Below are 26,133 nucleotides of genomic sequence, written 5' to 3' on the forward strand. Positions count from 1 at the left end.
CACCGTTGGGTTAGTCGAATTAAAACGAAAGGAGTAGAAATGTGGGTGTTTTTTGTTTTATAACAGATACTAGCAATTCTTTCTGTTCCAACGGCTTGTACCATTTATAGGAGCAATATGGTATAGTGAATTTGAAATTTTCTAATTATTGAGGTGGGGAGTTGGCATGGGAAAGAAAAGACTACTTAGATTATTCGTAGCTGTACTATCACTAGTGATGGTAATTGGAGCTTGTGGGGGATCAGACGAAGAAGCAGATGGATCACCTTCAGAGCTCAGTTTACTAACAGGTGGAACAGGTGGAACATATTTCCCACTCGGTGGTGAGCTTGCTACTATTATCCAAGATGAAACAGACATCGAGAATGCGAATGCCGAGTCTACTGGCGCGTCTGTTGAAAACATGCAAATTCTCCAAGATGGAGAAGGTGATATTGCTTTTACCCAAACAGATATCGCAGCATATGCCACAAAAGGTGAATTAATGTTTGAAGATGGCAAAATGGATAACATTCAGGCGATTGGAACGCTTTACCCTGAAACCATTCAAATCGTCACACTCATGGAAAGTGGCATTTCCTCAGTAGCTGATCTAAAAGGTAAGAAAGTATCAGTTGGTGCTCCTAGTAGTGGAACATATGCGAACGCAGAACAAGTGCTAGAAATTCATGGTATTGCAATGGAAGGCATAGATGCCCAACACCTTGCATTTGATGAATTAACTGAAGGTATTCAAGAAGGTACGATTGATGCTGCCTTTATTACATCTGGAACGCCAACAGGTGCACTAGAAGGACTATCAGCTATTAAGCCTGTAAAGATCCTTCCAATTGAAGATAATAAAATCTCTGAGCTAGTTGAAAAATATCCTTACTATGCTGAAGAGACAATTAAGAGTGGGACATATGGCCTCGAAAGTGATGTTAAAACAGTTGCAGTTCTCGCAATGCTAGTAGCACGCTCAAATCTAGATGAGGATTATGTGTATCAAATGACGAAGGCGATTTTTGATAACTCAAATAAAATTACGCATGCAAAGGGTGAATTTATCACAGCTGACACCGCTCTAGAAGGTGTTGGGATTGATCTTCATCCAGGAGCGAAAAAGTACTTTGATGAAAAAGGGATCGAGTAACGCATCAAGAATCTCTTAGAAAAGGATGTGATGGACGCAGGTGAAAATCCCGCGTCTTCTTACTATGAACTCTTCTAATTCCACAAAACAATTTTTCTTTCAGATCAGTGTAGCACTTGTGCTCATTCTAATTATCTTTATGTACCCTTTCTTTCCAGTCATGGCTGTTGAAAATGGAGAATCGGGGAAGGTTATTGCTTATATGCCATTCGAAGATGACCCTTCTAGTTTTGATATTCGCTACACCCATTCCGTTCATAAAACACCTGTGCAGGAGTCGTATTATATTGCTCAGTCAGGGGAAATCGTGCAGTATGAACTAGCCTATGAAACGTTTGGTGTCGGAATGCCTTCAAATGCAGGGGAAGGTGAGCGATTTGTACAAGATGAGGAGGGTTATAAGATTAAAGATATGAATCGACAATTTCCCTCCATTGATCTTAGAACAGGTAAGGTTGTCGCAAACCATATTCTTCTTGTGCAGGGTAAAGAAATTGAACTAAGTACGTTTATTAAACCTGGCTCAAGGGTGCATCTAGAGTCAGCATCGATTAGCTTATGGCAGTGGATGAAAGGAGTTAATGTTCTTGAACAATAACCGTCTTTCAGTTGTATATAGCGATTTTTGGAGTATTTAAAGTTCAGGAAATGGTGGCGAGAGGAAAGAACTAGCTAATGTTTAAGACTCGAGTTGCTCACAATAGTGGGTGGCTTTTTCTATGAGAAAAAACGATGCTGCATGCGGATTCCAGGTCGAAGAAGAGTGTGATATGATGTAAGCGTCGTCATTAATAGAAATTATTTTAAGATAAAGGACTTCACTGCTTTTTATCGAAGTGGAACCTGTTAGCTTATACTTTGAAGGAGGATCACAATGGATTATCGTATTGAACGAGACACAATTGGAGAAATCAAAGTACCAGCAGATAAAATGTGGGGTGCTCAAACGCAGCGTAGTAAACAGAATTTCAAGATCGGTAACGAACAAATGCCGCTTGAGGTTGTGAAAGCATTTGCGATGCTGAAGAAGGGCGCAGCACTTGCGAACCAACGTCTTGGAAAGCTTGAAGATGTGAAAGCAGACGCCATTGTGAAAGCAGCGGATGAAGTAATTAACGGCGAGCATAATGAGCATTTTCCGCTCGTAGTATGGCAAACCGGAAGCGGTACGCAGTCTAACATGAATATGAACGAAGTAATCGCTTATCGAGCGAATGAACTTCTACAAGAACAAGGAAGCGAAGCGCGCATTCATCCGAACGATGATGTGAATAAATCTCAGTCTTCTAACGATACGTTCCCAACAGCCCTGCACGTTGCTGCAGTCCTATCTGTTGAAGACCATCTCTATCCAGCACTTATTGAATTGAAAGAAACGCTTTATCAAAAAATGCAGGATTATGATCATATTATTAAAATTGGCCGTACGCATCTTCAAGATGCAACGCCACTTACGCTCGGTCAGGAAATCAGCGGCTGGCACCGTATGCTTGTGAAGTGCGAAAGCATGCTACTAGAAAGTGTGAAATACATGAAGGAGCTTGCAATCGGTGGTACAGCAGTTGGTACTGGACTGAACGCACATCCGAAATTCGGTGACATGGTTGCTGAAGAAATTAGCAAAATGACAGACAAGACATTTGCATCAGCGGAGAATAAATTCCATGCACTTACAAGTCACGATGAAGTGGTTCATGTTCATGGTGTTCTTAAAGCGTTGGCAGCAGATCTAATGAAAATTGCTAACGATGTACGCTGGCTTGCAAGTGGACCACGCTGTGGTATTGGCGAATTGAACATTCCTGCTAACGAACCAGGAAGCTCCATTATGCCAGGGAAAGTGAACCCAACACAGAGTGAGGCGCTAACAATGGTTGTCGCACAGGTGATGGGGAATGATGCTACAATCGGTTTCTCAGCAAGTCAGGGGAACTTTGAATTGAACGTATTTAAACCAGTTATCATTTATAACTTCTTGCAGTCTTCTCGTTTACTTGCAGACGGTATGAAGTCATTTAACGATAACTGTGCAGTTGGCATTGAGCCAAACGAAGAAGTCATTCAAGGTTACTTGAAGAATTCATTAATGCTTGTAACAGCACTTAACCCGCACATTGGTTATGAAAATGCGGCGAAAATCGCGAAGAAAGCGCACGAGGACGGCACAACGCTTCGCGAATCGGCTCTTGAGAGCGGCTTATTAACGGCGGAGCAGTTCGATGAAATCGTTCGTCCGGAAGACATGATTGCACCAAAAGAATAATGCAAAAAGCGGGATCGCTGCGATCCCGCTTTTTCTGTCCAGCTGCAGCGGTCCAAATCCTGCGGATTTAAACGGACCGCTTACGCTTTTCGTGTCTAGCTGCAGTAGCCCAAATCCTCCGGCTGTTTCATCCTTTTGATTGAGACAAAGAACGTCTCATTCAAAAGGATTCCAACATCCTGCGGATTTAAACGGGCTACTTACGCTTTTCGTGTCTAGCTGCAGTAGCCCAAATCCTCCGGCTGTTTCACTCTATAGATTGAGACAAAAAGCGTCTCATTCTATAGAGCTCCAACACCCTACGGATCTTAACGGGCTACTTACGCTTTTCTTTCAGGAGTGGAAAGCGCTTACGCTTTCCGAGGTAAAATAGCCATGACGCCTTTGTAGATCAAGACAAGTGCAAATAATAGCGCTGCTACAAAGCCAACAACTTCGAAGACTGGATTGAGACTAGACAGGAACGAATCAGCCTCAGACAGACGAACCAAAGCAAAACCAGCAATCATAGCGGCTACGAAAAGCAATGTTCGATCCAACATATCAGCACTCCCTTTGAAAGAAAAATTTTTATTGCCCTACGAATATATGCAGTAAAAAGAGTGGGAAGACCCCTATCTGTCCTCTTTTTTGTATTTATTTTTAAATGAATGGAAAAGGGGGGCAGGCTCGCGCCTGACCCCCGTTGCTCATTCCTTATTGCTGCAATTGATTACTTCCATTCTGCTACTTTATCCGTATCTGTTACGAATAAGAATATTTTTCCTTTGTCCATTTCTTCTTCATAGCGCTCTGATTCGTCTTCTGAGAAGCCGATTTCCTGCATTTTTTCGCGCAGTTCATCGCCTTTTTTACTGAATACATTCTTAAGGCTGCTGAGTCCCATTTCCTCTTTGCCGATTGTATTCGCATCAACGCCTTCTGCGACGCGTTTAGTGCGATCATCGTCATGGGATAGCACGTAAATATCGTCTTTTGATACTCCGATGTTGCCTAGTTCCTCAATGTCACTTTTCAGCTTTTCGTCGTTTTGGTATTCGCGTACTACTGGTCTACTCATTGTATGGCCTCCTTAAAAAATTTGCTTTTTGTTATCTCACATGTACTATACACGCTGAGAAAACGTTCTAAACGAGAAATTAATACTTCGATGTGCTGTTGATTTCACAAAAGTAAGCCATAATATGTTCAAGACCTAACATGAAAGGGTATAACGTAAGAAGAGCAATTATTTCAGGAGGCGATTGAAATGAGTTCAGAACAACTAGGTGTTAAACAGGGAAAACTAGCTCCCTGTCCAGATAAACCGAACTGTGTATTAAGCCAGAGTACGGATGAGAAGCATAAGATGGAACCAATTCCGTATACAGGCACTGCAGAAGAGGCGCTAACTAAATTAAAAAGCATCCTAACCAATCGAGAGCGTACGAAGATTGTAGAAGCTGATACGCACTACATACGGGCGGAGGAACAGTCAAAGTTTTTTAAATTTGTAGATGACATCGAATTTTACATTGATACAGCAGGCGAGCACATTCATTTCCGCTCCGCCTCTCGTAAAGGTTATTCTGACTTTGGCGTTAATAAAAAGCGTATGGAAGAAATTAAGGAAGCTTTCCAGAAATAAAGAACAGGTGCCGCTCCGGCACCTGTTCTATTGCTTTTAGAACTCATCTGCTTCATCGTCTTCTTCTTCAAGCGTATCTTCATTTTCATCTTCCCGTTCGTCTTCGTCTCGTTCAGATGAAAGAAACCAGCCTCCAAGAGCAATGGCAACGAGTACACCCCAGAAGGTGATTTTCCAGACAGGCTCTTTAGGAAAGTCCTCTGCAAGAATACCGAGACTGGGGTGAGCAAGGGTATAGATGGCAAGCTTTACACCAACCCAACCAACGATAACGAAAGCTGCTGTTTCCAAACCTGGTTTACGATGAAGAAGCTTAACAAAATAATTGGCGGCAAAACGCATGATGATGAGACCGATAATCCCACCTGTAAGGATTACACCAAACTGACCACCGTCCATCCCACCGATTTTAGGGAGGTTTGTAGTCGGAAGTGTGAGTGCTAATGCCACTGCAGCTAGAATGGAGTCGACAGCAAACGCTATATCAGCAAGCTCAACTTTTAATACAGTTGTCCAAAATCCTGCACCTTCATTTGGCTTTTTCTTCTGCTTATCTTTTTTACGGTCACTAAGAACAAATTTTTTAACGATATGATTTAAGCTGAGGAACAAGAGATAGATTGCCCCGATCGCTTGTACCTGCCAAATATCGACAAGAAATGAAATGATAAAGAGGGAGCCAAAACGAAATACAAATGCCCCGCCCAATCCGTAGAATAGCGCTTTTTTACGCTTTGCTGGATCGAGATGCTTTACCATAATCGCCATTACGAGAGCATTGTCTGCAGCAAGCACACCCTCAAGACCAATGAGAACGAGGAGCACCCAGCCGTACTCCAGTATAAGACCAACATCCATGTGTATCTCTCCTTTAATTACTATGTAGTATCCCCAATTGAAATGTCCTTACTAGAAGAGAGTGGGGGAGCTAAATCCCTTGTCAGTACAGGATTTAAATGCTTTTTACGCTATTCTGTAGCAAATGGAATAGGTACCAATTTCTTACCCATAAAACAAAATAAGAAACGCATACGTTTTGAAATCACGACAAAATGGTATATCGTAGAACATGGAGGTGGTAACATGCGTTTATCCAATAAAAAAGTAATTAGTCTTGTTCATCATGAATATGAAGACCTTGAACTCACATACCCTTATTACCGCTTGATTGAAGAAGGAGCAACCGTTCACTACGTTGGTGAAAAAGCTGGCGAGAAGTATATCGGTAAATACGGTGTGCCTGTCGTAGCTGACTATGCGTATGACGACATTGATCCAGCTGATTATGACGCCATTCTTGTACCAGGAGGCTGGGCGCCTGATAAGATTCGCCGTTTCCCGTCTGTTCTTAAAATGGTGCAGCATATGGAAGAAAACAAAAAGCCAATCGGTCAAATTTGCCATGCAGGTTGGGTACTGATTTCTGCAAAAGTACTTGAAGGTAAGAAAGTCACAAGCACGCCAGGCATCCGAGACGATATGGAAAATGCCGGTGCAACGTGGATTGATGAGCCAGTCGTTGTAGACGGTCACCTCGTATCTGCTCGTCGCCCACCAGATCTTCCGCAATACGGAAAAGCGTTCGCTGACGTTTTGGCGAAGTAATAAGTTTTAAAAAGCTCACTCCTGCGAAAGGAGTGAGCTTTGTTTATTCTGTCACTCGCTCTAATTTCCCAGTAGCAGGGTCAATAACAAGTCCGTGAACAGGTGTATTTTTTGGAAGTAGTGGGTGGTTTTGAATCACTGATACGCTATCACTCACGCCGTCATACACGGTTTTAAAACCTTCAAGCCATGAGTGAAGATCGATGCCAACGTGTTCTAAGGATGCTACCGCTTCTTCAGTGACGCGCTCCTCCATTTTATGGATCAATTTGTCAGGATCTACTTTCCCATTGCCACAATCATGGTGTCCGATGACCCATACTTCTTCGGCTTGAAGTTCATAAACCGCAATAAGAAGGCTTCGCATAATGCTATCAAATGGGTGGCTAACGACTGCACCGGCATTCTTTACGATTTTCACATCACCATTTTTTAAATTCATGGCACGTGGAAGTAATTCAACGAGACGTGTATCCATACAAGATAGAATCACAACTTTTTTATCAGGAAGACCTGTGGTTTCGAAAGGTTCGTACTCTTTGTTCGCAACAAACTGTTCGTTAAACTTTAGTACTTCGTTAAGTGTATCCATTGTTTAATCTCCTACCTTTTATAATTTTGTTCATTTACGCTTTGATTTGGTACACTTGTGATAAAGAGCCTTCAATTAAAGGAGTTTACCGACATGAAAGATATACCAATTGATCAGCTGGTTCATCAAATGAATTCTCGCATGAAACAGCTAACGTATAATGTTGAAGAAAATGATGCAGATGTGGATGGGATTCGCGAAGAGCTGATTGCAATCAAAACATATTGTGACATGTTGCTACAGGCATCGGAATCAAAGCCCAAGCGACAGATTCAACCCCTCGCACAGCAGGCACGTCCCGCACAGGCGCCAGTTCAACAGCAATCTCTTTCCTCGAAACCGATGAAAGAAGATGATGCAAACGAGGACTCCATCTTTGACTTCTAACGTGAAGCCGCTAATGAAGCGGCTTTTTTCGTGTCAAGAATCTACACGCCGAAAGCAGAAGGGTAGACAACTTCTCCACTCACATCTTTCAAGGACTCTTTCTTAAGTTCTCTTACCATGAATGAATCTCCTGCATTGAACGGTCCTGTGATGTTCTCTTCGGAAGCAGGAACAAAACCGAATTTCGGATAATAATCCTTATGACCAAGTACAACGACATGTCGGTAGCCAAGAGATGTTGCCCTCATCATGCCATCCTTTATAAGCAGACTGCCAACACCTTCATTTTGCAACTCAGGTACTACAGCAACTGGCGCAAGCGCTAGGGAAGGGATTGATCCTTTTTCTGTATGTATTTCAATTATGCTAAAAAGGATATATCCGACGGGTTCACTGCGGTTATGCAGTGCAACAAGCGCAAGTTCAGGAATGAAGCCTTCTGATTCCCTAATTCCATTCACAAGCTGAACTTCATCCTCTCCGTTAAAGGCTTCCCTTAAAATCGTCGAAATCGCCTCATGGTCAGCTACGTTTTCCTCACGAATTTCAATCATGCACGTCCCACCCCATTTCACTTCTTATTTTTTCAAAAATGAAAATAAAAAGCAACAAAAGTGATAATAGCATAAGAAAAGCCCTCGCAGAACGAGGGCGTTAATGCTTATTGTTAGGATATTTTCGATACAGTTGAAAATAGAGGTTTTGTATAAAAACCACACTAAGCTGATTGGAGCGTAAGATGCTCGACTCCTGCGGGACTAGCGGGACAGGTGAGACCCCACAGGCGCGTTTTTAAGCGCCGAGGAGGCTCAGCGCCCGCCCCACGGAAAGCGAGCATCTGGAGCGGAAATCAACCACTACTTATAATGGCTGAATGCTCATTGGAAAAACGGATATTGACGGCGTTCCTGCTGAACAGAAATCCATTTCACAGTTGTGAATTTATCAAGAGCCCATTCTCCGCCAAATCGACCGAGACCGGATTCCTTTTCTCCACCGAATGCCATGTGTGCTTCATCGTTAACCGGTTGGTCGTTAATGTGAACCATGCCTGTTTCAATTTGATGAGCAATCTGAACACCGCAGTTTAAATCGCGAGAGTGAACAGAACCACTAAGACCATATTGAGAAGCATTCGCCATTTCAATCGCTTCTTCATCTGTACTGAATTTAAGAATTGGTGCAACGGCACCGAAGATTTCGTCTTTCGCAATTGGCATGTCATTCGTAACGTTTGTGAGAATAACAGGGTGCATCACGTTGCCTTCAACTTCGCCACCATAAATTTTTTCTGCGCCTTGTTCAAGAGACTTGTTAAGCGAATCTTGGATACGCTCAACAGCGTCTTTGTTAATAAGTGGGCCGACTGCTGTTTTCGCGTCAGCTGGATCACCAACTTGAAGCGAAGCGACTTTTTCTTTAAACGCTTCGACGAAGTCATCATGAATGCTTTCATGCACGATAATGCGGTTAATTGCCATGCAAATTTGTCCCTGATGCAGGAATTTACCGAATGCTGCAGATTCAGCGGCCTGATCAATATCAGCATCGTCCATCACGATAAACACGTTGTTACCACCTAGCTCAAGAGCTGTTTCTTTAATGTTTTTACCTGCAAGCTCGCCGATATGCTGACCAACTTCAGTTGAACCTGTGAAGGAGATCAACTTCGGAATTGGATGTGTCACAAACGCATCGCCAATTTCAGATCCGCGTCCTGCTACAACGTTCAGCACGCCTTTTGGTAAACCAGCTTCTTCAAATAACTCAGCAATTAGGAAACCAGCTGTTACAGGTGTCTCTGATGCAGGTTTCAACACAACTGAGTTGCCTGTTGCAATCGCTGGTGCAACCGAACGCATGGAAAGGTGAAGCGGGAAGTTCCATGGTCCAATAACACCGATAACGCCTTTAGCACTTTTGTAAATGCGGTTTTCTTTACCAGGCGTATCAGAAGGTGCAATTTGACCTTTCATGCGATATGGGAATGATGCAGACTCTTTTACGACGCGAGCCGCTGCAGCCCATTCGACATTTGCTTTGATCTTCGTACTACCGGACTCTTTTACAAGCCAGTCAATGATTTCTTCTTTGCGTTCTGTCATAAGCGCTGCAACTTTATCAAGAATTTGCTGACGTTTGCCAGGTGTTGTCTCAGCCCAAGATTTTTGAGCTTCTTTCGCGATTTTATATGCGTGATCAAGATCTTCTTCAGATGCTGATTGTAGTGTAAATAATTCCTCGCCGGAAAATGGATTATAATTTGTTACAGTTTTCTTACTCGAGCCCGTAACCCATTCGCCGTCAATATATTGCTTTGTATATGTGTTAGCCATGAATAATCCTCCTTTGATGTATGTTAAAGAAGGTTCCCGGATCATTAGAGGAATAAACATAACGGTCTGCAGAATGATTTTCCAACATACAAAAAGGTCGGAAAGGACAAATTGATAGTAATCCCTAAGAAAGGAGGGAGACAGAATGCCGGAACAATTCCCGATTTTTTATCCAGCGGAAGCTGATTCCATAAAAAATGCACATGATACCTATAACGTTTATGTTAACGATGATTATGTGGGCAATAAAATTTTGTTCTCTCATTGTGAAAAAATCGAAGATCTAAGCGACTATCTTAATAATAAAGGCTTCTATAATTTCCAGGCGGAGGTCGAAGGAGACCATTACCGCCTACAAATGACCGAGCAGGATCAGGGAGAGCTTGTGAAGGATGAGCTTCACAGCTACCTGCACCTTCGTTAAGTCATGCGACTCCATATTCGAAGCTTTCGTTCGAGCTGAATGGCTGCTTCTTGAGCTTCTTCAACGCTAACTTCCTTAAAGCGAATTGTTCCACCAGGAGGAAGCTGTGCGATCAAAGGTAAATCAGGGCCGATCACAGTCCCGATTCGTGTATAACCGCCCGTCGTTTGGCGATCAGCCAGAAGAATAATCGGCTGGCCGTTTCCTGGAAGTTGAATTCCACCAATCGGCACAGCATCAGATATCACATCGCCATCATGATTTGTTTCAAGCTCAGAACTGAGGCGATAGCCCATCCGATTCGATTGTGGAGACACTTCGTGTGTGGAGGAGAAAAAGGCTTCCACTACGCTATCCGAAATCTGTTCGTGGTGTGGTCCTTTCACAACACGTACTTCAATATCACGATCATACTCAGGAATCTCGGTGTAAAATAACCCGGTTCCTGTTTTTGGTTGCTTTGGATTCCCAAAAAGTTCATCCCGAGCCTGAAGCCTGCGTCCAAGTCCAGCGGGTTCATAAACAGATGTGCTCCCCATATATTCTTTAGCCTCAAAGCCTCCAGAAATCGTAATATACGCTCGAACCCCTTGTCGCGGCTTCCCGAATTCAAGCACCTGTCCTTTTTTCACAAGAACCGATTTCCAGAGCGGAATCCGCTTGCCGTTAATCATCGGCGATAAATCTCCACCTGTCACAGCCATCACGAATGTTTCCCGGGCAATGAGCTCAGGTCCCTGCATCGTGACTTCAAGTCCTGTCGCACCTCTCTCATTGCCAACAAGGATATTGCCAACTTCAAGAGCGAAGCGGTCGAGGGCACCGGAGGTTGGCACCCCGAACTTCATAAATCCTATTCGTCCTAAATCTTGATACGTCGTATACAATCCTGGTTTTTCAACTGAAAATAGCTTCACAGGTTTCCGATCCTTTCCATGAGGATGTTTTCTTCTAAAAATCTTTTTCGTAGCGCCTTAATAAACGCAAGTGCAGAAGGCTCATCACCATGCACGCAAACCGTATCTGCTTCAATATCAATGATCGATCCATCAACAGCAGTTACTTTACCTTGCTTCACCATCGAAATCACCTGATCGATCGCCGTTTGTTCATCACGAATCATCGCATTCTTTTCAACTCGTGGCGTTAGCGTGCCATCTGGCTGATACGTGCGATCCGCAAATACTTCTGAAGCATATGGGAGCGCAGCGTCCTGTGCAGCACGAATTAGTTCAGAATTCGCAAGTCCAAAAAGAATTAACTCTGGATCAAAATCCTTTACTGCCTGTGCGATCGCATTAGCGAGCTCTGGATCTTTCGAAGCCATATTGTAAAGCGCACCATGAGGCTTAACGTGCTGAAGGCGCACATCATGCGCACTGCAGAATCCGTGCAGTGCTCCGATTTGATAAAGAACGAGCGTGTACGCATCTTCAGGTGTGACGTTAAGATTCCTGCGCCCAAACCCCATTAAGTCAGGAAAACCAGGGTGTGCGCCAACCCCAACGTGATGTTCCTTCGCCCATTTGACTGTCTTGTTCATAATATGAGGATCCCCAGCATGAAAACCACAAGCCACATTAGCCGATGAAACAAGCTCAAGGACATGCTCATCTTGGCCGATCACATACGTTCCAAAACTTTCGCCAAGATCGCTGTTTAAATCAATATGAAACGTCATTTCGTTTCCTCCTTACGTTCAAGCTTGTAAGTACCTTCGTCTATTTCTCGTTTTATTTGTTCGAATTCTTCTTTCGTAATCGACTTAAACTGTAAATAGTCACCTTGCTCAAGAAGGAAAGGATTTTCATTTTCAAGATCATAAAGACGAAGCGGCGTACGCCCAATCAAATTCCAACCACCAGGTGATTCAAGTGGATATATCCCTGTCTGGCTCCCAGCAATGCCGACGGATCCTGCTGGAACAGCTTGCCTAGGCTCCTCAAGACGTGCCATTGATATTTTTTCGTCAAGACCGCTTAGATAAGGGAAGCCTGGTAGAAACCCAATCATGTTCACAAGGTAGTCGGCGTCTGTATGTATGGAAATAACGTCTTCGGTTTTAAGCTTTTTTGTCTCGGCGAGTTCTTCGAGATCAGGACCGTATTCTCCTCCATAAAGAGTAGGTATCGTGACGATGGTTTTCGAGTTGCTTGGCTTTTGTTCCGTTTTAAGCGCGATTTCATTAAGAAGCTCCGTCATCTGTTGATACGTAAAGATCCAAGGGTCATAGTAAACGGTGACAGAGTCATAAGCAGGTACCCATTCTATTATCCCTCGATCTTTTAATGAAATGTTCGTACAGAATGCTTTAATTATATTGTTCAGAGATGGAGAAACGGCTTGATGAAAAGATACCTTTACGGCAGCTTCTCCGAGCGGATGAAAGGTGATTGACATGAATAATACTCCTTTCAATTAAATAGAACAGTACGTTAATATTAGCGTGCATTTTTAAATTGCTTTTTTAAAAAAATTTGTTGAAAGATTTTTCGTTATAGAACCTTATTCAGCTGATTGGAACGGAAGGATGCTCGACTCCTGCGGGACTAGCGGGACAGGTGAGACCCCACAGGAGCGTAAGCGACGAGGAGGCTCACCGCCCGCCCCGCGGAAAGCGAGCATCCTGGAGTGGAAATCAATTACTACTTTTATAACAATAATGTTTAACAAAACAGCCTTTTAAATCGACTTGATCACTTCCTTCATTTTACCGAAATTTCAAAATTACAACAAATTATTCATGGAAAATGGAGCTAAAACCCTTATAATGAAGGTAGAATGTGATCAACAAAGGAGATCGTTATGAAAATAGACACTGCACGCTTTGGAGAAATCGATGTTAACGAAGAACGTCTCATGACGTTAGCAAACGGCATCCCCGGCCTCGAGCACTTTACAACATATTTTCTTTTACCCGCCGACGACAAAGATGAGTCTCCTTTTTACTTTCTGCAATCAGCAGAAGAAAGTGGGCTTTGCTTCTTTCTCGCAGATCCGTTTTCCTTCTATCCTAATTATGAAGTAAACCTGGACGACAGCACGCTCGATCAGCTCGACATCAAAGATCCAGAGCATGCCCTTGTTCTCTCCATCCTCACTGTTCAGGGATCATTACAAGAAGCAACGATGAACTTAAAAGCACCGCTTGTGTTTAATACAGTTGCTAGAACCGGAAAGCAGATGGTACTGAAACAGGAGTACGGTATAAAAGAACCTTTGCTGAAGCAAGTTGTTGCGCAGGAGGGTGAGTAAATGCTAGTACTTGGACGGAAAAAAGGCGAATCAATCGTCATTAACGATGAAATTGAGCTGAAGATTATTAGCATTGATGGCGACACGGTAAAGATCGGTGTTGAAGCGCCTAAAAATATTGCGATTCACCGTAAAGAGGTCTATGAAGCGATTCAGTCAGAGAATAAACTTGCGGCGATGCAGGAGTTTAGTTTGGATGATTTGAAGGCGTTTCGGAAAAAGACAAGTTCGTAGTGATTGAAAATATTCATGAGAATTAAATAATTAATTAAGAAAGGAACCTTTATCACGAACGATAAGGTTCTTTTTATTTATTTTTCAAAAAACTATTAAACGTTTAAAATCACCTGCCGATAATAGGAGTGTTAGGAAGTCCAAACGGATGTGGGCTTTCTTGATAAAACATTACACGGAGGTAGATTAAGAATGATTATTAACCACAATATTTCAGCAATGAACACGTATCGTCAGATGGGTACTAACCAGGCTGCGGCAAGCAACTCCATGGAGAAATTGTCTTCAGGACTTCGAATTAACAAAGCAGCTGATGATGCAGCGGGCTTATCAATTTCAGAAAAAATGCGTGGACAAATTCGTGGCTTGGATCAAGCGAGTCGAAATGCTCAAGATGGTATTTCTTTAATTCAAACTGCTGAAGGTGCTTTAAGTGAAACTCAAAGCATGCTCCAGCGTATGCGTGAATTGTCTGTTCAAGGCGCGAATGACACCCTAACATCAAGTGATCGCGAGCAGATACAACAGGAAGTTAATCAGTTAACTGAAGAAATAAGCCGTGTTGCTGATACTACAGAGTTTAACACCAAAAAACTATTAACAGGTGATATTGGATCTTCAGTTAGTAAAGGTGGAGTAGTAAGCAACGTTCAACAAACAGCAGAAACAAAGGCTGGTTCCTACACTACTAATATTTCAGCTTTGGCAACAGTTGCTGATTCAGGTGATATTCTGAATGCTGATGAATCTTCTACAACTGCAGCAGGGTCATTTGATATCACGGTAAATGGTCAAACTTCTACTATTTCATGGGAAGCAAATGAAAGTTACAAGGATCTTGCATCAAGAATTAATTCTAATGTAAGTGGTGTAAAAGCAACATTCACTGATAATGGTACTGGAAGTCCAAATAACTTTACTATTGAGACAGTTGATGCAGGGAAAAGTCAATCTGTTTCTGTTCAAGCAAATGCAGATGCTGCGTTTTCATCTACTGATGCTTTGAATACGACTGCTGCAACGGATACTGGAAGTGATGTGGTAGCTACAGCAACAGATGCTGGAGGTAATGCACTTACTGTTAGTACAAAAGGTGATAAGATTATTTTATCTGGTAATGGGTCTGATGGTTTGTCAATGACTGCGAAATCAGTTGACAGCACAACAGTTACTGTTGGTGGGTCAATGAGTTTCCATATTGGTGCAAATGAAGATCAAACAATGAATATTTCTATTAACGCTATGGATACTCAAAGTCTAGGAGTTAGCAACATAGATTTAACTTCTACTACTGGAGCAGAAAAGGCAATTACTTCACTAGATAATGCTATCAATACAGTATCATTAACACGTTCAAATTTAGGTTCATTCCAAAACCGTCTAGAACATACAATCAATAACCTAAACACTTCTTCCGAAAACCTAACAGCTGCGGAATCTCGTATCCGTGACGTTGATATGGCGAAAGAAATGATGAACATGACGAAGGAAAACATCAAGGCTCAGGCAGCACAAGCTATGCTTGCACAAGCAAACCAACAGCCTCAGCAAGTACTTCAACTTCTTCGTTAATCTAGTTAATACTTTGAAAGACCTTAGATCTTCTTCTAAGGTCTTTCTTTATAATTGGCTCTTTTCTAAAAGATTTTCCAGTAAAGAACCACACTTAGCTGATTGGAGCGGAAGGATGCTCGACTCCTGCGGGACTAGCGGGACAGGTGAGACCCCACAGGAGCGTAAGCGACGAGGAGGCTCACCGCCCGCCCCGCGGAAAGCGAGCATCCTGGAGCGGAAATCAACCGCTCCTCTTATCGCAACAAAGTTTACGAAAAGAGCCTTATAATTAGAGCTTTCCTATAAAGGAGTGAGATGTGTTTTGGATATTGCAGCACTTTCAATGGTGTTAAACCAAGCGAAGGTTCAGCAGCAGGTAAATATATCGCTAACCAAAACAGCAATGAATCAAGCACAGGATAACTCAAATCAATTTGTAAAAATGTTGGAGCAATCGGTTCAGCCTCATCTAGGGAGTAATATTAATATCAAAGGATAGAACCCATTGTACTCCGTTGACAAGGAGCGAAAGCGATGGAACTTTCTAACGTTTCACAAGTGGCTTCTGGCACTCTACCAAAAGCACAGCAAGCGGATAACCAAATCAATCAACAACCAGAACCTAACTTAGAAAGACAACTGCATGAAGAGGAATTTTCTAAAGAAGCGGTCGTCAATAAAGTAAACGAACTAAACGACTTCATCCAGCCAACGAACACGAGCATCAAGTTTCAGCTTCACGACAAACTGAATGAGTTCTATGTTCAAATCATTGACACAAATACAGAAGAAGTGGTGAAGGAGATTCCTTCGAAGAAATTTCTTGATCGGTATGCGGCAACGGCTGAGCTGCTTGGTTTTATGGTGGATCGTAAAGTATGATTTTCCTGAACTCTCATCCTGAGAGTTCTTTTTTTAGGTCTTTTTACACCTTAAACTCTTTCGCTACCTTGCCGATAGTATGTATAAGAGGAATGAACGGAGGAGATGTTCATGAGAATTTCCGGGTTAGCGACGGGAATGGATATTGATCAGATGGTAAAAGATCTCATGAAAGCGGAGCGAATTCCGCTCGATAAATTGTCTCAACAGAAGCAAGTGGTTGAATGGCAGAAGGAATCCTATCGCGAGCTGAACTCGATGATGTCAGAGATGCGTACAGCAGCGTCGTCCATGCGACTGCAGTCAGGCTACAACGCCTACAAAGCAGTTTCCTCAAATGCTAGCGCAGTTAAGGCTACGTCAACGTCTTCTTCTGTACCTGGTTCATATGCGGTTACTGTGAACGAGCTTGCACAAAGTGCGAAGTACGTTTCTGGAGCAGCGATTCAGAATGAAGCAGGCACAAATGCGAAAGCAACAGATAAAGTCCTTTTTGCAAAAGATAAAGACACAACCTTTGAGCTCACAAATGCAAAAGGGCAGAAGGCAACCATTACGATAACGGCTTCCGATACATTCAAAAGTCTCGCAGAGAAAATCGCCGGCGCAACAGATGAAGCGACGGGTGAAACGCTTGGGATGAGAGCGAACTTCGACAACACCACTTCACGATTTTTCATTTCAACGAAAGCCATGGGTGGAGACGAATCGTTTACGCTATCATCTTTTAGCGACAACGGAGTTGCAAAGAGGCTGCTTGACGGAGCAAACAAAGCCACTGCAACGGGTACGTATGGTTCGGTTACATTTGACGGAATCGTAGTTGATAATCTTAAAACAAATGCTACAACAATTAATAACTTGAAAATCGATCTTGTTCAAAAAGGAACGTCTACCGTATCTGTCCAGGGTGACACACAGGCACCATTCGATATGGTGAAATCATTTGTTGAGAAATACAATGCGTTTGTTGAGAAAACGCAAGGGTTACTAACAGAGAAACGAAATCGTGATTTCCCGCCATTAACAGATGCACAGAGAGAAGATTTAACTGAGAAGGAAATCGAGCTCTGGGAGGAAAAGGCGAGAAGCGGTTTGTTGCAAAGTGACTCGACTGTTAGAGGAATTGCGAGCAGTTTGCGAAATGCCTGGATGTCTCCTGTTGAAGGCATTCCAGCTGGGGAACTGTCGATGCTTTCGCAAATTGGCATTAATACAGGGAATTATCAGGATGGCGGCAAGCTTTTCATTGATGAAGCGAAGCTGAAAAGCGCGCTTGAAGAGAAGCCTGATGAAGTGATGAATCTTTTTACGAGTGGTAGTAATGGGATTGGTGACCGTTTATACGATAACGTGAACAAAGGCATTGATCAGCTTGGCAAAAAAGCGGGTACGCCTGGGTCACTTATTGATAGCAGTTTTCTTTCAACACGATTAAAAAACTTGGATGAGCAAATGAGAACGTGGGAAGGCAAGCTGGAAACGGTGGAAAATCGCTACTGGAAACAGTTTGGCGCACTTGAGACGGCAATGGACAGAATGAACCAACAGAGCTTATGGGTACAACAAAACTTACTTGGTGGGATGTAAAGATGAAAAGAATCGATGCGCTGCATCAAATGCATGTAATTACGAATCAAATTGCAAAGTCGCTTGAGGCGTTAAAGCCTTCAATGGATGACAATGAGCAGAGTGACCTTGATGGGATTAACAACATTATTAATCGTCGTGAAGAGACGATTAAGCTTCTAGATGAGGCGTTAAAAGCAGAAGGAAACGACTGGTCAACAGATGAGCGGCATTTGCTTGAGCAATTGAGTGGACTCGAGGAGACGATTCAACCAAAGCTTTCTGAACTATATGCAGCCTTTTCGGATCAGATGAGACGTCTTCAACAAGGGAAATCAGTTGCAGGCAAGTATAAAGCACAATCGTACACAGACGGCGCATTCTTCGATCAGCGAAAATAGGAGGCACGCACTAATGGCAATGAAAAATCCTTTCCAAACGTACCAGCAGAATGCAGTCACAACATCATCGCCACAGGAATTGACATTGATGCTTTATAACGGATGCATTAAATTTATCCGACTTTCTGCGATGGCGATGGAGAAGAAGAACATCGAAGCGAAGAATACGAACATCATTAAAGCACAAAACATTCTTCAGGAGCTTCGTGGATCTTTGAATATGGAAATTGAACTGTCAGAGTCGATGGACTCACTATATGAATACATGATTTCACAGTTAGTTTCAGCGAATATCAATAATGATGCAAGCAAGCTGAAAGAAGTAGAAGAGTTAGCTGAGGAATTCCGCAATACGTGGAAAACAGCAATGGAACAAATGAAATAAAGGGAAACAAAGAGGGTGAATGCAATGGAAAAAACATCTCTGCTTGGCGTACTGCTTGGCTTCTTCGTCCTCATTGGCGGACTAATTCTTAAAGGGGCGAACCCAGCAGCACTACTCAATCCCGCTGCCCTCGTTATCATTTTCGTTGGAACAGCAGCGGCGCTATTAATTGCATTTCCGTTCAATGAAATTAAGAAATTTCCAGTATTACTGAAAATTCTTTTCACGAATCAAAAGCTTCTCACTGAGAAAGAATTGATTCCATTGTTCCGTGAATGGGCAACTGTCGCTCGTCGTGAAGGTTTGCTTTCGCTTGAGAACAGCCTTGAGAAGATCGATGATCCCTTTCTCAAAGGGGGGTTTCAAATGGTGATTGACGGCCATTCTCACGAGGTGATTGAAGAAATTCTCGTCGAGGATATCGAAGCAATGAAAGATCGCCATAAAGCAGGTGCCGGAATCTTTACGCAGGCTGGTACGTATGCGCCAACGCTTGGTGTACTTGGGGCAGTAGTTGGCCTTGTTGCGGCACTAAGTCATCTTGGCGATATGGAACTGCTAGGAAAATCAATTGCCGCTGCTTTTATTGCAACGCTTTTTGGGATTTTCACAGGATACGTTCTCTGGCATCCGTTTGCGAATAAGCTGAAGCGGAAATCGAGTGCTGAAGCGCGCATTAAGATGATTATGCTTGAAGGTCTTCTTGCTGTGCAGTCTGGTGCATCGCCAAGAATGGTTGAAGACAAGCTACTCGTCTATCTGCCAAGTAAAGAGCGTAATCTTGATGAAGTAGACTCGAATCAGACGGTTGGCGAAGGGGTAGGGGCTGATGCGTAAGAAGAGGCACGAGGAGCATGAAGAGCACGTTGATGAAAGCTGGCTCATTCCTTATGCGGATATGCTTACGCTTCTTCTCGCATTGTTCATCGTACTTTTTGCAGCGAGTACCGTCGATGTGAAAAAGTACGAAGCGATTACGAAATCGTTTGAGGAAGTATTGAATGGCGGCACAGGTATACTTGAAAGCGAGCCTTCTACAATGCAGCCTCAAGACGGATCATTTGTTGGACTAGCTGACGATCCTGAAGAGACAAAGGAAGAAGAAGAGAAAGATGTTGCGGTGGAAGAGGAAGAGTCCGAGGAAGAGCTAGAGGAAGATCTGAATAAGCTTGAGAAGCTGAAAGAACGAATTGATTCGTATATTTCAGAGCAGAATCTAGATGCGTTTTTACAAACGAAATTAACAGAAGAAGGTCTTCTAATCACCATTAAAGAAGCGGCGCTGTTCAATAGTGGGAAAGCGAATTTAACAGGTGACGCGAAGGAGCTTGCGAAAGAAATATCTTCGCTTCTTGTTACGGATCCCCCACGTCGCATCACAGTAACGGGTCATACAGACAATCGACCGATTAAGACGTCTCAATATCAATCAAACTGGCATTTAAGCTCAGAGCGCGCGCTGAATTTCATGACAGAACTTTTGAAGAACAAGAACTTAAAGCCTCAGCTGTTTAGCTTTACGGGTTATGGTGAATATCGACCGGTTGACACGAATAAGACCGATTCAGGCAGAGCGAAGAACCGTCGGGTAGAAGTGCTGATCCTCCCGTACAACGTTGAGAATTAAAATGATGAGGTGGAAACAATGAAACAAATTTTGATTATCCTTCTGGCTGCAATTGGGATTGTTGGAGTTTGCGGGGTGGCGGCCGTATTCTTTCTCGATATCAATTTAAAAGAAGTGATTGCACAGGAAGAGAAAGAACCGACGGCAGAAGAACTAGCTGCAAGAAGCTATAGCATGGAGTCGCTTACGACAAATTTATCGTCTGAACATTATGCTGTCGTTCAACTAAATTTACTTGCGGACAGTGAGGAGAGCTATAAAGAACTTGAAGTTAGAACGCCTGAACTGAAAGCAATTATTATCTCGACACTTGCAGGGTTATCTAGGGACGATTTGAAGGGATCAGAGGGGCTAAAGAGGTTTACTGAAACCATTCAAGCGGAAGCAAACAATGTTTTGCACGAAGGGAAAGTAGAACGGGTCCTCATTACAGACTTTAAAATCCAGTAATCGGTTAACTTTTCCAAAAAATATTCCGATAATAACGGTAGAATGCTCAAATTCGGGTACGAATAATAGAATAGGAGTAGATTTATAATTTATCGGAGAGAGGTGACCGGCTATGAACGTGAACAAACCGTCAGCACCGCCAATTGTAAACCCTTACCAGAAGCATAACCCTGTTACGAAAGTAGAGCAGGCCAAAAAAGCTCCTCGTGAAGATGAGCTCCAAATCTCTAGCAAAGCGAGAGAATTATACGACATGAAGACTGAGCAGGAACGCGAAGCCAAAGTGACAGCTATTAAGAAGCAGATTGAAGAGGGTACGTATCGTGTCGATAGTCAGAAAACAGCCGAGAAGCTGTTTGAAAAGTGGTTCTAACAGGAGGCGGCACGATGGGACAGCAGTTATTGAGCGTTATGAGCGATATGATTCGCCTACACGAGAAATTAATCGTGGTGTCAGAGCAAAAGCATACAGCGCTTGTTGAGCGGGATATGGAAAGTTTAACGGAAGTGATGAAAAGCGAGAAGGATCTTCTACAGGAGCTGCGTGCAAAGGAAGAGACGCGTCAGGAGCTGACCGGTGAGCTTTCTGGTGATAAAGTGCAAACATTAAAAGGTGTGCTTGGTTTACTCAGTCCTCCGGTAAGACGAATGGTCGAAAGCCGTGCGACTGAGTTAAAGAAGCAAGCTGAAACGCTTAAAGTACTTAACGAACAAAATGAAGAGTTGTTGAAAGATGCGATGGCGTTTATCCATCATATGATTGGTCATCTAACAGCTCCTCGGGATCAATCGATCACTTACGGCAGGCCCAATCAAAAGCCGTCTACAGGTGCAACAAGAGGATATTTTGATACGAAGGCCTGATGCAGTCAGGTAAGGAAAGGGACGTGACGAAATGACATCTACATTTCATGGATTAGAGGTCGGAAAGAGAAGTCTATACACCCAGCAGGCAGCACTCACAACAACAGGGCACAATATTGCAAATGCAAACACGCCTGGGTACTCAAGGCAACGCGTGAACATGCAGGCAACTTCTCCGATCACGTACCCTTACCAAACGGGAAGTACATCCTCACAGCTTGGAACTGGTGTAAGTGTCCAATCGATTGAACGAATTCGTTCAGAATATCTGGACGGTCAATACCGAGAACGCAATTCGATGCTAGGTTCAGAATCTACGAAGCTTGAAACAATGCAGCAAATCGAATCATTATCTGGCGAACCAGGTGAAAATGGTATCAGCGCCTCGTTAGATCGCTTCTGGTCAGCTTGGGAAGACCTTGCGTCAAATCCTGATAGCACCGCTGCAAGATCAGTTGTTGTAGGACGAGCAGAAGAGCTCTTAGATCAGGCGAAATCGTTTAATAAGGGACTTGCGAGTTTAGCAGATAGTTTAGGTAAGCAGGAAGCGGCTGTTCGGAACCAAATCAGCTCACTCTCATCCCAAATCGAAAGTTTGAATCAACAAATCTCCAAAAATGGTAATGCTAACGATTTAATGGATCGTCGAGATCTCTTGAAAGACCAGTTATCTGGTCTCGCTAGATATACAAAAGAAGGAGAATTAGTGGGCGGTAAGCTTATGGGAATTCAAGATTCGATTAAGGTAACGGAGAATATGAAAAGTGACCTTAACGAAATGTTTGAGACGTTAATTTCAGGTAAGGAAGCAACTGCTACGGAAGGGAAAGTAAAAGGTTTGAACGAGCTGATGGAGTCTGGCTATTCTCTTATCAGAAACGCCGATGGAACGATGCAGGAGGGCAAGCCGCTTTTCGCTTCAGATGGAAATGGAGCTTTTCTTGAAGGAACGACTATCAACCAAGAAGTGAAAGCAAATCCTTCAACAATCGGAGCTTCTTCAAAAAATGACACGATCAGCAATGGTGAAATTGCCTCAAGCATTAGCGATTTGAGAAATAAAACGTTCACTTTTAAGCTAGCAGGTTCGGACGATTCAATTACAACGAACGTGAATGATTATTACAGCACGCTTGTAACGCGACTTGCTTCAAGTGCTCAGTCTTCGGAACGGACGGTGTCGAATCATGAGTCTGTTCTCCAATCAATTGATAACAACCGCATGTCAGTTAGCGGAGTTTCGCTAGATGAAGAGATGGCAAACCTTGTCCAATTTCAACATGCGTACAATGCAGCAGCGCGCTACATAAGTACAACGGATGAAATTCTCGATGTGATTATTAACCGTATGGGTGTATAGGGAGGAGTAGGGGAATGAGAATTACGCAGCAAATGCTAACAAGTAATATGACAACTCAAATGAACCGAAATCTCTCCAACCTAGAAAATGCAAACCAACAGGTGTCCTCAGGGAAACGAATTAACAAACCATCAGATGATCCGATGGGAACTGAGAAATCGTTGAAGCTGTCATCCCAACTAGCAAGAAATGAACAATATGAGCGAAATACAAATTACGCGATGTCTTGGATGGATATGACGGAAAAGACGTTATCTAGCGTATTGAATGTGTTTCAACGAGCAAGCGAGCTTGGTGTTCAAGCTTCAAGTGGAACAAATTCACAAGATGAATTAGAAACAATGGCGAAAGAATTTAAGCAGCTTCGTCAAGAGCTTGAAGGTCTAGCGAACACAAAGCTTGATGGTAAATACATCTTCAATGGCCAGAAAACAGATCAGCCGATCGTCATTGAAGCAAACGGTGATCTTACATTTGATAACGGAACAATGAAGCAACGGATTTCACCGTTTAGTGAAGTGAAAATAAACGTAAGCGCGGATGAAGTTTTTGATGGAAATGTGAATTTGTTTAAAGCGCTCGATTCCTTTTCACAAGCCTTAACGAACGGTAACACAGAAGAAATGAACGCGGCGCTCGGAGAAATTGAAAAAGGTTCAGATCAAGTCCTTACGAGCTGGACTGGCATGGGTGCCCGTCAATCGAGAGTCGAAAGCATGAACCAGCGTTTGAAAGATGAAAACATTTCAGTTCAATCGTTTCTTTCGAAGAATGAAGATATTGATCTTGCAGAAGCGATCATGAAACTGAAATCAGAAGAAAGCGTCTATCAGGCGACGCTCGCATCAAGCGCAAAAATCATCCAGCCTTCTCTATTAGATTTTCTAAGATAACAAAAACACCTCGCGCCGCGAGGTGTTTTTGTTTGGATCTATCGTTTAATTGTATTCGCAAGCCCCATCATCTCATCTGCCATCTTGATGGCCTGGCTTTGGAATTGAAGCAAGCGCTGTGTTGAAATCATATCAGTCGTTTCTTTTGTAAGATCGACGTTCGACATTTCAAGAAAACCCTGCCTCATTTTAAACTCTTCAGTATTTGGCTCTACTACTGCGGTTGCGTCAGCTACATTCAGAGAAAATTCATTACCACCTTCATTGACTAGCGACTGTGGTCGGTTGATTTTCACCACGCTTAGTTGAAACGTTTCGCCGTTCTCAGCCTGAATTCCACCTTCATCAGAAATCGTCAGTTTTCCAGGATTATTTGCAAAGGTGATTTCATTTCCATTCACATCTAGAACTGGATTGCCACTACTCGTAACGAGCGTCAGTGCACCGTTTTCATTTTGAAATTCGAATGATCCGTCTCTCGTATAGTGAACCTCTTCACCGTTTTGGACACGAAAATAAACATTGTCTCCTTCAAGCATCACATCAAGCTCCCGACCAGTTTCCTGTGCAGAGCCTTGTTCGAAACGAAGTGTTGTTAATCCAACTTTTGAACCGAACCCAACCCTTAAGTTCTCGGGTGTTTGCCTGCCTGGTTCATTTGCTTCACCGGTTTGGTTCTCATACTCACGTGTTAATAGGTTTTGAAAAGATGCTTCTCGACTTTTGTAACCTGCCGTGTTCACGTTCGCAATGTTATTCGCGATCGTATCCATTTTCTTTTGCGTCTGACTTAGTGAAGAGGACGCTGTTGCCATCTGGATATTCACTCGTATCCCTCCTAGTAAACTCGACCAATATCGTTAACCGCTTTATCGATGCTTTGATCATACGTTTGAAGAACTTTTTGATTGGCTTCATATAAGCGATACGTATTGAGCATATCCGTCATCGTTGTCGTCATATCCACATTCGATCCTTCAATAAATCCTTGCTTAACAGCGTATTGGTTGAATTCGGTTGCTTGTACACTTTGCGGCGCGGCATTTTCATTACCAGCCCATGCAAAAACGCCGTTTCCTTGCTGTGTTAACTGTTCCGGATCACCTGTATAACCGACCCACAAGTTCTGTTCATTTCCATTCTCTTCAATAATTGTTCCATCTTCTATTGTGAAAGATTCACTCGTGAGTTGGATCGGTTGTAGCTGTTCGTTTACAACACGATAACCTTCACTAGTTGTTAGAAAGCCAGCCTCATCAACGGAAAAATTTCCATTTCTCGTGTAGCGAATCGAGTTATCGTCAAGCTGAACCCCGAATAAAAGCAGTCCTTTTTTACCCGTTTCCTCATCTATTGGGAGTCCTTCATCAACAAGTGCAATATCCGTTAACTTCCCTGTTTCCTTTAAAGAGCCACTCGTAAAGCTCGGAATACCTTCCTGTGTATACACACCAGTTTGTAGCGTGCCGACCGATGAGTTTGCCTGAGATGCGTTTGTATTGCGCTCCTTCAATAAGTATTCAGGAAATGAACGCAATGTTGCGACATCTTGCTTAAAGCCTGGTGTTTCTGCGTTGGATAGGTTGTTTGTGAGGTATTGTTGCTTTCGTTCACTTGCCATCATGCCGGAAGTAGCGGTATACAACCCTTTAAACATGGACTCGCTCCTAACGTAGTACTATGGAACGTACTAAAAGTTTATTACTCCCATTATAACGTTGAATATTGGAAAAAATAAGTGAAAAAAGTAGTTTATTAGGTTAAAACTCTCATTTACTATTATTTTTGACAATGCTATGCTATCAATAACGAAAATATTGTCGAAAGAGTATGTATTTACCCTTAAATCCATTTTTTTGAATAGATTACATTTTTTTCGAGGAGTGTGAAAAGCTTCGTGAACGTTTTTAAATCGATTAAACCGCTTGAACAAGCATTGAACGCTTCGATGGTGCAACAGCGTACCATTACATCTAACATATCGAATGTCGACACCCCTAATTACAAACGTCAAACCGTTTCATTTCAAGATAACCTACAGGAAGCAATGAATAGAAACTTCCAAAGCTACAAATCAAACCCCAAACATGTGCCTTTTAGTAACGAGACGAACGCAACGAAACCGGTTGTGAGAACAGATAACAATACATTGAACAATTCGAATGGCAATAACGTTGACATGGATGTTGAGATGGCAGAACTCGCCAAAAACCAGCTATTGTATAACGCAATGATTGAGAAAACAAACAGCCAGTTCCGTGACTTGCAAACGGCTATTAGAGGGAGCTAA

The 26,133-nt window shown here is 42.8% G+C and carries 34 protein-coding genes; 23 read left to right on the forward strand and 11 right to left on the reverse strand.

Annotated features, from left to right (window positions below):
• Nucleotides 1–166: 166 nt before the first annotated feature.
• The 3 genes from FBF83_RS07705 (at nt 167) to fumC (ending at nt 3,398) form a co-directional block, all read left to right on the forward strand.
• Nucleotides 167–1,135: a TAXI family TRAP transporter solute-binding subunit gene (locus FBF83_RS07705; RefSeq protein ID WP_136946588.1), complete on the forward strand. Its 969-nt coding sequence runs from the start codon at nt 167–169 to the stop codon at nt 1,133–1,135.
• A gap of 40 nt (nt 1,136–1,175) precedes the next feature.
• Complete coding sequence (locus FBF83_RS07710) at nt 1,176–1,733, forward strand: DUF1850 domain-containing protein (protein ID WP_136946589.1); 558 nt, start codon at nt 1,176–1,178, stop codon at nt 1,731–1,733.
• Nucleotides 1,734–2,009: 276 nt separating this feature from the next.
• Nucleotides 2,010–3,398 carry a class II fumarate hydratase gene (fumC, locus tag FBF83_RS07715; RefSeq protein WP_136946590.1) on the forward strand — a complete coding sequence of 463 codons (1,389 nt, stop codon included), beginning with the start codon at nt 2,010–2,012 and terminating at the stop codon, nt 3,396–3,398.
• A 350-nt stretch (nt 3,399–3,748) separates the two neighbouring features.
• Here fumC and FBF83_RS07720 read toward each other — a convergent pair whose 3' ends face one another.
• Nucleotides 3,749–3,940: a hypothetical protein gene (locus FBF83_RS07720; protein WP_136946591.1), complete on the reverse strand. Its 192-nt coding sequence runs from the start codon at nt 3,938–3,940 to the stop codon at nt 3,749–3,751.
• 170 nt (nt 3,941–4,110) lie between these two features.
• Entirely contained in the window at nt 4,111–4,458 is a 348-nt protein-coding gene (locus tag FBF83_RS07725) for a general stress protein (RefSeq protein WP_136946592.1), read from the reverse strand.
• A gap of 189 nt (nt 4,459–4,647) precedes the next feature.
• On the opposite strand from FBF83_RS07725, the gene FBF83_RS07730 reads away from it, so the two are divergent.
• The gene (locus FBF83_RS07730) at nt 4,648–5,025 is read left to right on the forward strand and encodes a DUF1499 domain-containing protein (RefSeq protein WP_136946593.1); all 378 of its coding nucleotides are present in this window, start codon (nt 4,648–4,650) and stop codon (nt 5,023–5,025) included.
• Nucleotides 5,026–5,061: 36 nt separating this feature from the next.
• Here FBF83_RS07730 and FBF83_RS07735 read toward each other — a convergent pair whose 3' ends face one another.
• On the reverse strand, nt 5,062–5,883 hold the full coding sequence (locus FBF83_RS07735; RefSeq protein ID WP_136946594.1) for a TerC family protein: 822 nt from the start codon (nt 5,881–5,883) through the stop codon (nt 5,062–5,064).
• 225 nt (nt 5,884–6,108) lie between these two features.
• On the opposite strand from FBF83_RS07735, the gene FBF83_RS07740 reads away from it, so the two are divergent.
• Nucleotides 6,109–6,630 (forward strand): type 1 glutamine amidotransferase domain-containing protein, encoded by a 522-nt coding sequence (locus FBF83_RS07740; protein ID WP_136946595.1) that lies wholly within the window; start codon nt 6,109–6,111, stop codon nt 6,628–6,630.
• 43 nt (nt 6,631–6,673) lie between these two features.
• Here FBF83_RS07740 and FBF83_RS07745 read toward each other — a convergent pair whose 3' ends face one another.
• Nucleotides 6,674–7,222: a beta-class carbonic anhydrase gene (locus tag FBF83_RS07745; protein ID WP_136946596.1), complete on the reverse strand. Its 549-nt coding sequence runs from the start codon at nt 7,220–7,222 to the stop codon at nt 6,674–6,676.
• Between the two features lie 93 nt (nt 7,223–7,315).
• Here FBF83_RS07745 and FBF83_RS07750 point away from each other — a divergent pair, with 93 nt between their 5' ends.
• Complete coding sequence (locus tag FBF83_RS07750) at nt 7,316–7,609, forward strand: DUF5327 family protein (RefSeq protein WP_136946597.1); 294 nt, start codon at nt 7,316–7,318, stop codon at nt 7,607–7,609.
• Nucleotides 7,610–7,650: 41 nt separating this feature from the next.
• On the opposite strand, the gene FBF83_RS07755 is transcribed toward FBF83_RS07750, so the two are convergent.
• Both FBF83_RS07755 and FBF83_RS07760 read right to left on the reverse strand, forming a co-directional pair.
• The gene (locus tag FBF83_RS07755) at nt 7,651–8,163 is read right to left on the reverse strand and encodes a GNAT family N-acetyltransferase (RefSeq protein ID WP_136946598.1); all 513 of its coding nucleotides are present in this window, start codon (nt 8,161–8,163) and stop codon (nt 7,651–7,653) included.
• A 324-nt stretch (nt 8,164–8,487) separates the two neighbouring features.
• Entirely contained in the window at nt 8,488–9,945 is a 1,458-nt protein-coding gene (locus tag FBF83_RS07760) for an aldehyde dehydrogenase family protein (protein ID WP_136946599.1), read from the reverse strand.
• 145 nt (nt 9,946–10,090) lie between these two features.
• Here FBF83_RS07760 and FBF83_RS07765 point away from each other — a divergent pair, with 145 nt between their 5' ends.
• Complete coding sequence (locus FBF83_RS07765) at nt 10,091–10,369, forward strand: hypothetical protein (protein WP_136946600.1); 279 nt, start codon at nt 10,091–10,093, stop codon at nt 10,367–10,369.
• Here the strand turns inward: FBF83_RS07765 and FBF83_RS07770 are convergent.
• From FBF83_RS07770 to pxpB, 3 genes are read right to left on the reverse strand one after another with little or no spacing between them, the layout of a single operon-like run.
• Complete coding sequence (locus FBF83_RS07770) at nt 10,366–11,286, reverse strand: biotin-dependent carboxyltransferase family protein (RefSeq protein WP_136946601.1); 921 nt, start codon at nt 11,284–11,286, stop codon at nt 10,366–10,368. The two genes, FBF83_RS07765 and FBF83_RS07770, sit on opposite strands and share 4 nt — an antisense overlap.
• Nucleotides 11,283–12,050 (reverse strand): LamB/YcsF family protein, encoded by a 768-nt coding sequence (locus FBF83_RS07775; protein WP_136946602.1) that lies wholly within the window; start codon nt 12,048–12,050, stop codon nt 11,283–11,285. Before FBF83_RS07775 ends, FBF83_RS07770 begins: the two co-directional genes overlap by 4 nt.
• A complete protein-coding gene (gene pxpB, locus FBF83_RS07780; protein ID WP_136946603.1) occupies nt 12,047–12,769 on the reverse strand; it encodes a 5-oxoprolinase subunit PxpB in 723 nt (240 codons plus the stop codon). The genes FBF83_RS07775 and pxpB overlap by 4 nt, the downstream gene beginning before the upstream one ends.
• 405 nt (nt 12,770–13,174) lie before the next feature.
• Here pxpB and fliW point away from each other — a divergent pair, with 405 nt between their 5' ends.
• From fliW to flgL, 15 genes are all read left to right on the forward strand, one after another.
• Nucleotides 13,175–13,624 carry a flagellar assembly protein FliW gene (fliW, locus tag FBF83_RS07785; RefSeq protein WP_136946604.1) on the forward strand — a complete coding sequence of 150 codons (450 nt, stop codon included), beginning with the start codon at nt 13,175–13,177 and terminating at the stop codon, nt 13,622–13,624.
• On the forward strand, nt 13,625–13,858 hold the full coding sequence (csrA, locus tag FBF83_RS07790) for a carbon storage regulator CsrA (RefSeq protein ID WP_136946605.1): 234 nt from the start codon (nt 13,625–13,627) through the stop codon (nt 13,856–13,858).
• Nucleotides 13,859–14,050: 192 nt separating this feature from the next.
• Nucleotides 14,051–15,430 (forward strand): flagellin, encoded by a 1,380-nt coding sequence (locus FBF83_RS07795; RefSeq protein WP_136946606.1) that lies wholly within the window; start codon nt 14,051–14,053, stop codon nt 15,428–15,430.
• Nucleotides 15,431–15,734: 304 nt separating this feature from the next.
• The gene (locus tag FBF83_RS07800) at nt 15,735–15,911 is read left to right on the forward strand and encodes a YjfB family protein (RefSeq protein WP_136946607.1); all 177 of its coding nucleotides are present in this window, start codon (nt 15,735–15,737) and stop codon (nt 15,909–15,911) included.
• Nucleotides 15,912–15,946: 35 nt separating this feature from the next.
• Entirely contained in the window at nt 15,947–16,294 is a 348-nt protein-coding gene (gene flaG / locus FBF83_RS07805; protein ID WP_136946608.1) for a flagellar protein FlaG, read from the forward strand.
• Between the two features lie 111 nt (nt 16,295–16,405).
• Nucleotides 16,406–17,884, forward strand: a complete 1,479-nt coding sequence (gene fliD, locus FBF83_RS07810) for a flagellar filament capping protein FliD (protein WP_169525251.1) — start codon at nt 16,406–16,408, stop codon at nt 17,882–17,884.
• 2 nt (nt 17,885–17,886) lie between these two features.
• Nucleotides 17,887–18,264 carry a hypothetical protein gene (locus FBF83_RS07815; RefSeq protein ID WP_136946610.1) on the forward strand — a complete coding sequence of 126 codons (378 nt, stop codon included), beginning with the start codon at nt 17,887–17,889 and terminating at the stop codon, nt 18,262–18,264.
• A gap of 13 nt (nt 18,265–18,277) precedes the next feature.
• Nucleotides 18,278–18,649, forward strand: a complete 372-nt coding sequence (gene fliS / locus FBF83_RS07820) for a flagellar export chaperone FliS (RefSeq protein WP_136946611.1) — start codon at nt 18,278–18,280, stop codon at nt 18,647–18,649.
• 24 nt (nt 18,650–18,673) lie between these two features.
• Nucleotides 18,674–19,486: a flagellar motor stator protein MotA gene (motA, locus tag FBF83_RS07825; protein ID WP_136946612.1), complete on the forward strand. Its 813-nt coding sequence runs from the start codon at nt 18,674–18,676 to the stop codon at nt 19,484–19,486.
• Nucleotides 19,476–20,276, forward strand: coding sequence for a flagellar motor protein MotB (motB, locus tag FBF83_RS07830; RefSeq protein ID WP_136946613.1), 801 nt, complete (start codon nt 19,476–19,478; stop codon nt 20,274–20,276). Before motA ends, motB begins: the two co-directional genes overlap by 11 nt.
• 18 nt (nt 20,277–20,294) lie before the next feature.
• A complete protein-coding gene (locus tag FBF83_RS07835) occupies nt 20,295–20,726 on the forward strand; it encodes a flagellar basal body-associated FliL family protein (protein WP_136946614.1) in 432 nt (143 codons plus the stop codon).
• Between the two features lie 112 nt (nt 20,727–20,838).
• Nucleotides 20,839–21,099 (forward strand): flagellar biosynthesis anti-sigma factor FlgM, encoded by a 261-nt coding sequence (gene flgM, locus FBF83_RS07840; RefSeq protein WP_136946615.1) that lies wholly within the window; start codon nt 20,839–20,841, stop codon nt 21,097–21,099.
• A 14-nt stretch (nt 21,100–21,113) separates the two neighbouring features.
• Nucleotides 21,114–21,590: a flagellar protein FlgN gene (locus FBF83_RS07845; RefSeq protein ID WP_136946616.1), complete on the forward strand. Its 477-nt coding sequence runs from the start codon at nt 21,114–21,116 to the stop codon at nt 21,588–21,590.
• 31 nt (nt 21,591–21,621) lie between these two features.
• Nucleotides 21,622–22,950 carry a flagellar hook-associated protein FlgK gene (gene flgK / locus FBF83_RS07850; protein WP_136946617.1) on the forward strand — a complete coding sequence of 443 codons (1,329 nt, stop codon included), beginning with the start codon at nt 21,622–21,624 and terminating at the stop codon, nt 22,948–22,950.
• A gap of 14 nt (nt 22,951–22,964) precedes the next feature.
• Nucleotides 22,965–23,843 carry a flagellar hook-associated protein FlgL gene (gene flgL / locus FBF83_RS07855; RefSeq protein WP_136946618.1) on the forward strand — a complete coding sequence of 293 codons (879 nt, stop codon included), beginning with the start codon at nt 22,965–22,967 and terminating at the stop codon, nt 23,841–23,843.
• A 38-nt stretch (nt 23,844–23,881) separates the two neighbouring features.
• Here flgL and FBF83_RS07860 read toward each other — a convergent pair whose 3' ends face one another.
• Both FBF83_RS07860 and FBF83_RS07865 read right to left on the reverse strand, forming a co-directional pair.
• Nucleotides 23,882–24,670 carry a flagellar hook-basal body protein gene (locus tag FBF83_RS07860; protein ID WP_136946619.1) on the reverse strand — a complete coding sequence of 263 codons (789 nt, stop codon included), beginning with the start codon at nt 24,668–24,670 and terminating at the stop codon, nt 23,882–23,884.
• A gap of 11 nt (nt 24,671–24,681) precedes the next feature.
• Entirely contained in the window at nt 24,682–25,500 is an 819-nt protein-coding gene (locus FBF83_RS07865; RefSeq protein ID WP_136946620.1) for a flagellar hook-basal body protein, read from the reverse strand.
• Between the two features lie 240 nt (nt 25,501–25,740).
• On the opposite strand from FBF83_RS07865, the gene flgB reads away from it, so the two are divergent.
• Entirely contained in the window at nt 25,741–26,133 is a 393-nt protein-coding gene (gene flgB, locus FBF83_RS07870; protein ID WP_136946621.1) for a flagellar basal body rod protein FlgB, read from the forward strand.

It is taken from the genome of Guptibacillus hwajinpoensis (assembly GCF_005144865.1).
In the GTDB taxonomy this organism is placed as follows: Bacteria; Bacillota; Bacilli; order Bacillales; family Guptibacillaceae; genus Guptibacillus; species Guptibacillus hwajinpoensis_A.

Coding starts and splice junctions, on each gene's coding strand:
- FBF83_RS07730 (WP_136946593.1), top strand. CDS start 4,648: ATGAGTTCAGAACAACTAGGTGTTAAACAGGGAAAACTAGCTCCCTGT.
- FBF83_RS07760 (WP_136946599.1), bottom strand. CDS start 9,945: ATGGCTAACACATATACAAAGCAATATATTGACGGCGAATGGGTTACG.
- FBF83_RS07775 (WP_136946602.1), bottom strand. CDS start 12,050: ATGACGTTTCATATTGATTTAAACAGCGATCTTGGCGAAAGTTTTGGA.
- flgL (WP_136946618.1), top strand. CDS start 22,965: ATGAGAATTACGCAGCAAATGCTAACAAGTAATATGACAACTCAAATG.
- fliD (WP_169525251.1), top strand. CDS start 16,406: ATGAGAATTTCCGGGTTAGCGACGGGAATGGATATTGATCAGATGGTA.
- FBF83_RS07795 (WP_136946606.1), top strand. CDS start 14,051: ATGATTATTAACCACAATATTTCAGCAATGAACACGTATCGTCAGATG.
- FBF83_RS07815 (WP_136946610.1), top strand. CDS start 17,887: ATGAAAAGAATCGATGCGCTGCATCAAATGCATGTAATTACGAATCAA.
- FBF83_RS07845 (WP_136946616.1), top strand. CDS start 21,114: ATGGGACAGCAGTTATTGAGCGTTATGAGCGATATGATTCGCCTACAC.
- FBF83_RS07705 (WP_136946588.1), top strand. CDS start 167: ATGGGAAAGAAAAGACTACTTAGATTATTCGTAGCTGTACTATCACTA.
- flgM (WP_136946615.1), top strand. CDS start 20,839: ATGAACGTGAACAAACCGTCAGCACCGCCAATTGTAAACCCTTACCAG.
- csrA (WP_136946605.1), top strand. CDS start 13,625: ATGCTAGTACTTGGACGGAAAAAAGGCGAATCAATCGTCATTAACGAT.
- pxpB (WP_136946603.1), bottom strand. CDS start 12,769: ATGTCAATCACCTTTCATCCGCTCGGAGAAGCTGCCGTAAAGGTATCT.
- FBF83_RS07750 (WP_136946597.1), top strand. CDS start 7,316: ATGAAAGATATACCAATTGATCAGCTGGTTCATCAAATGAATTCTCGC.
- FBF83_RS07725 (WP_136946592.1), bottom strand. CDS start 4,458: ATGAGTAGACCAGTAGTACGCGAATACCAAAACGACGAAAAGCTGAAA.
- FBF83_RS07735 (WP_136946594.1), bottom strand. CDS start 5,883: ATGGATGTTGGTCTTATACTGGAGTACGGCTGGGTGCTCCTCGTTCTC.
- fliW (WP_136946604.1), top strand. CDS start 13,175: ATGAAAATAGACACTGCACGCTTTGGAGAAATCGATGTTAACGAAGAA.
- FBF83_RS07765 (WP_136946600.1), top strand. CDS start 10,091: ATGCCGGAACAATTCCCGATTTTTTATCCAGCGGAAGCTGATTCCATA.
- fumC (WP_136946590.1), top strand. CDS start 2,010: ATGGATTATCGTATTGAACGAGACACAATTGGAGAAATCAAAGTACCA.
- fliS (WP_136946611.1), top strand. CDS start 18,278: ATGGCAATGAAAAATCCTTTCCAAACGTACCAGCAGAATGCAGTCACA.
- flgK (WP_136946617.1), top strand. CDS start 21,622: ATGACATCTACATTTCATGGATTAGAGGTCGGAAAGAGAAGTCTATAC.
- FBF83_RS07720 (WP_136946591.1), bottom strand. CDS start 3,940: ATGTTGGATCGAACATTGCTTTTCGTAGCCGCTATGATTGCTGGTTTT.
- flaG (WP_136946608.1), top strand. CDS start 15,947: ATGGAACTTTCTAACGTTTCACAAGTGGCTTCTGGCACTCTACCAAAA.
- FBF83_RS07755 (WP_136946598.1), bottom strand. CDS start 8,163: ATGATTGAAATTCGTGAGGAAAACGTAGCTGACCATGAGGCGATTTCG.
- FBF83_RS07740 (WP_136946595.1), top strand. CDS start 6,109: ATGCGTTTATCCAATAAAAAAGTAATTAGTCTTGTTCATCATGAATAT.
- motA (WP_136946612.1), top strand. CDS start 18,674: ATGGAAAAAACATCTCTGCTTGGCGTACTGCTTGGCTTCTTCGTCCTC.
- FBF83_RS07865 (WP_136946620.1), bottom strand. CDS start 25,500: ATGTTTAAAGGGTTGTATACCGCTACTTCCGGCATGATGGCAAGTGAA.
- FBF83_RS07745 (WP_136946596.1), bottom strand. CDS start 7,222: ATGGATACACTTAACGAAGTACTAAAGTTTAACGAACAGTTTGTTGCG.
- FBF83_RS07835 (WP_136946614.1), top strand. CDS start 20,295: ATGAAACAAATTTTGATTATCCTTCTGGCTGCAATTGGGATTGTTGGA.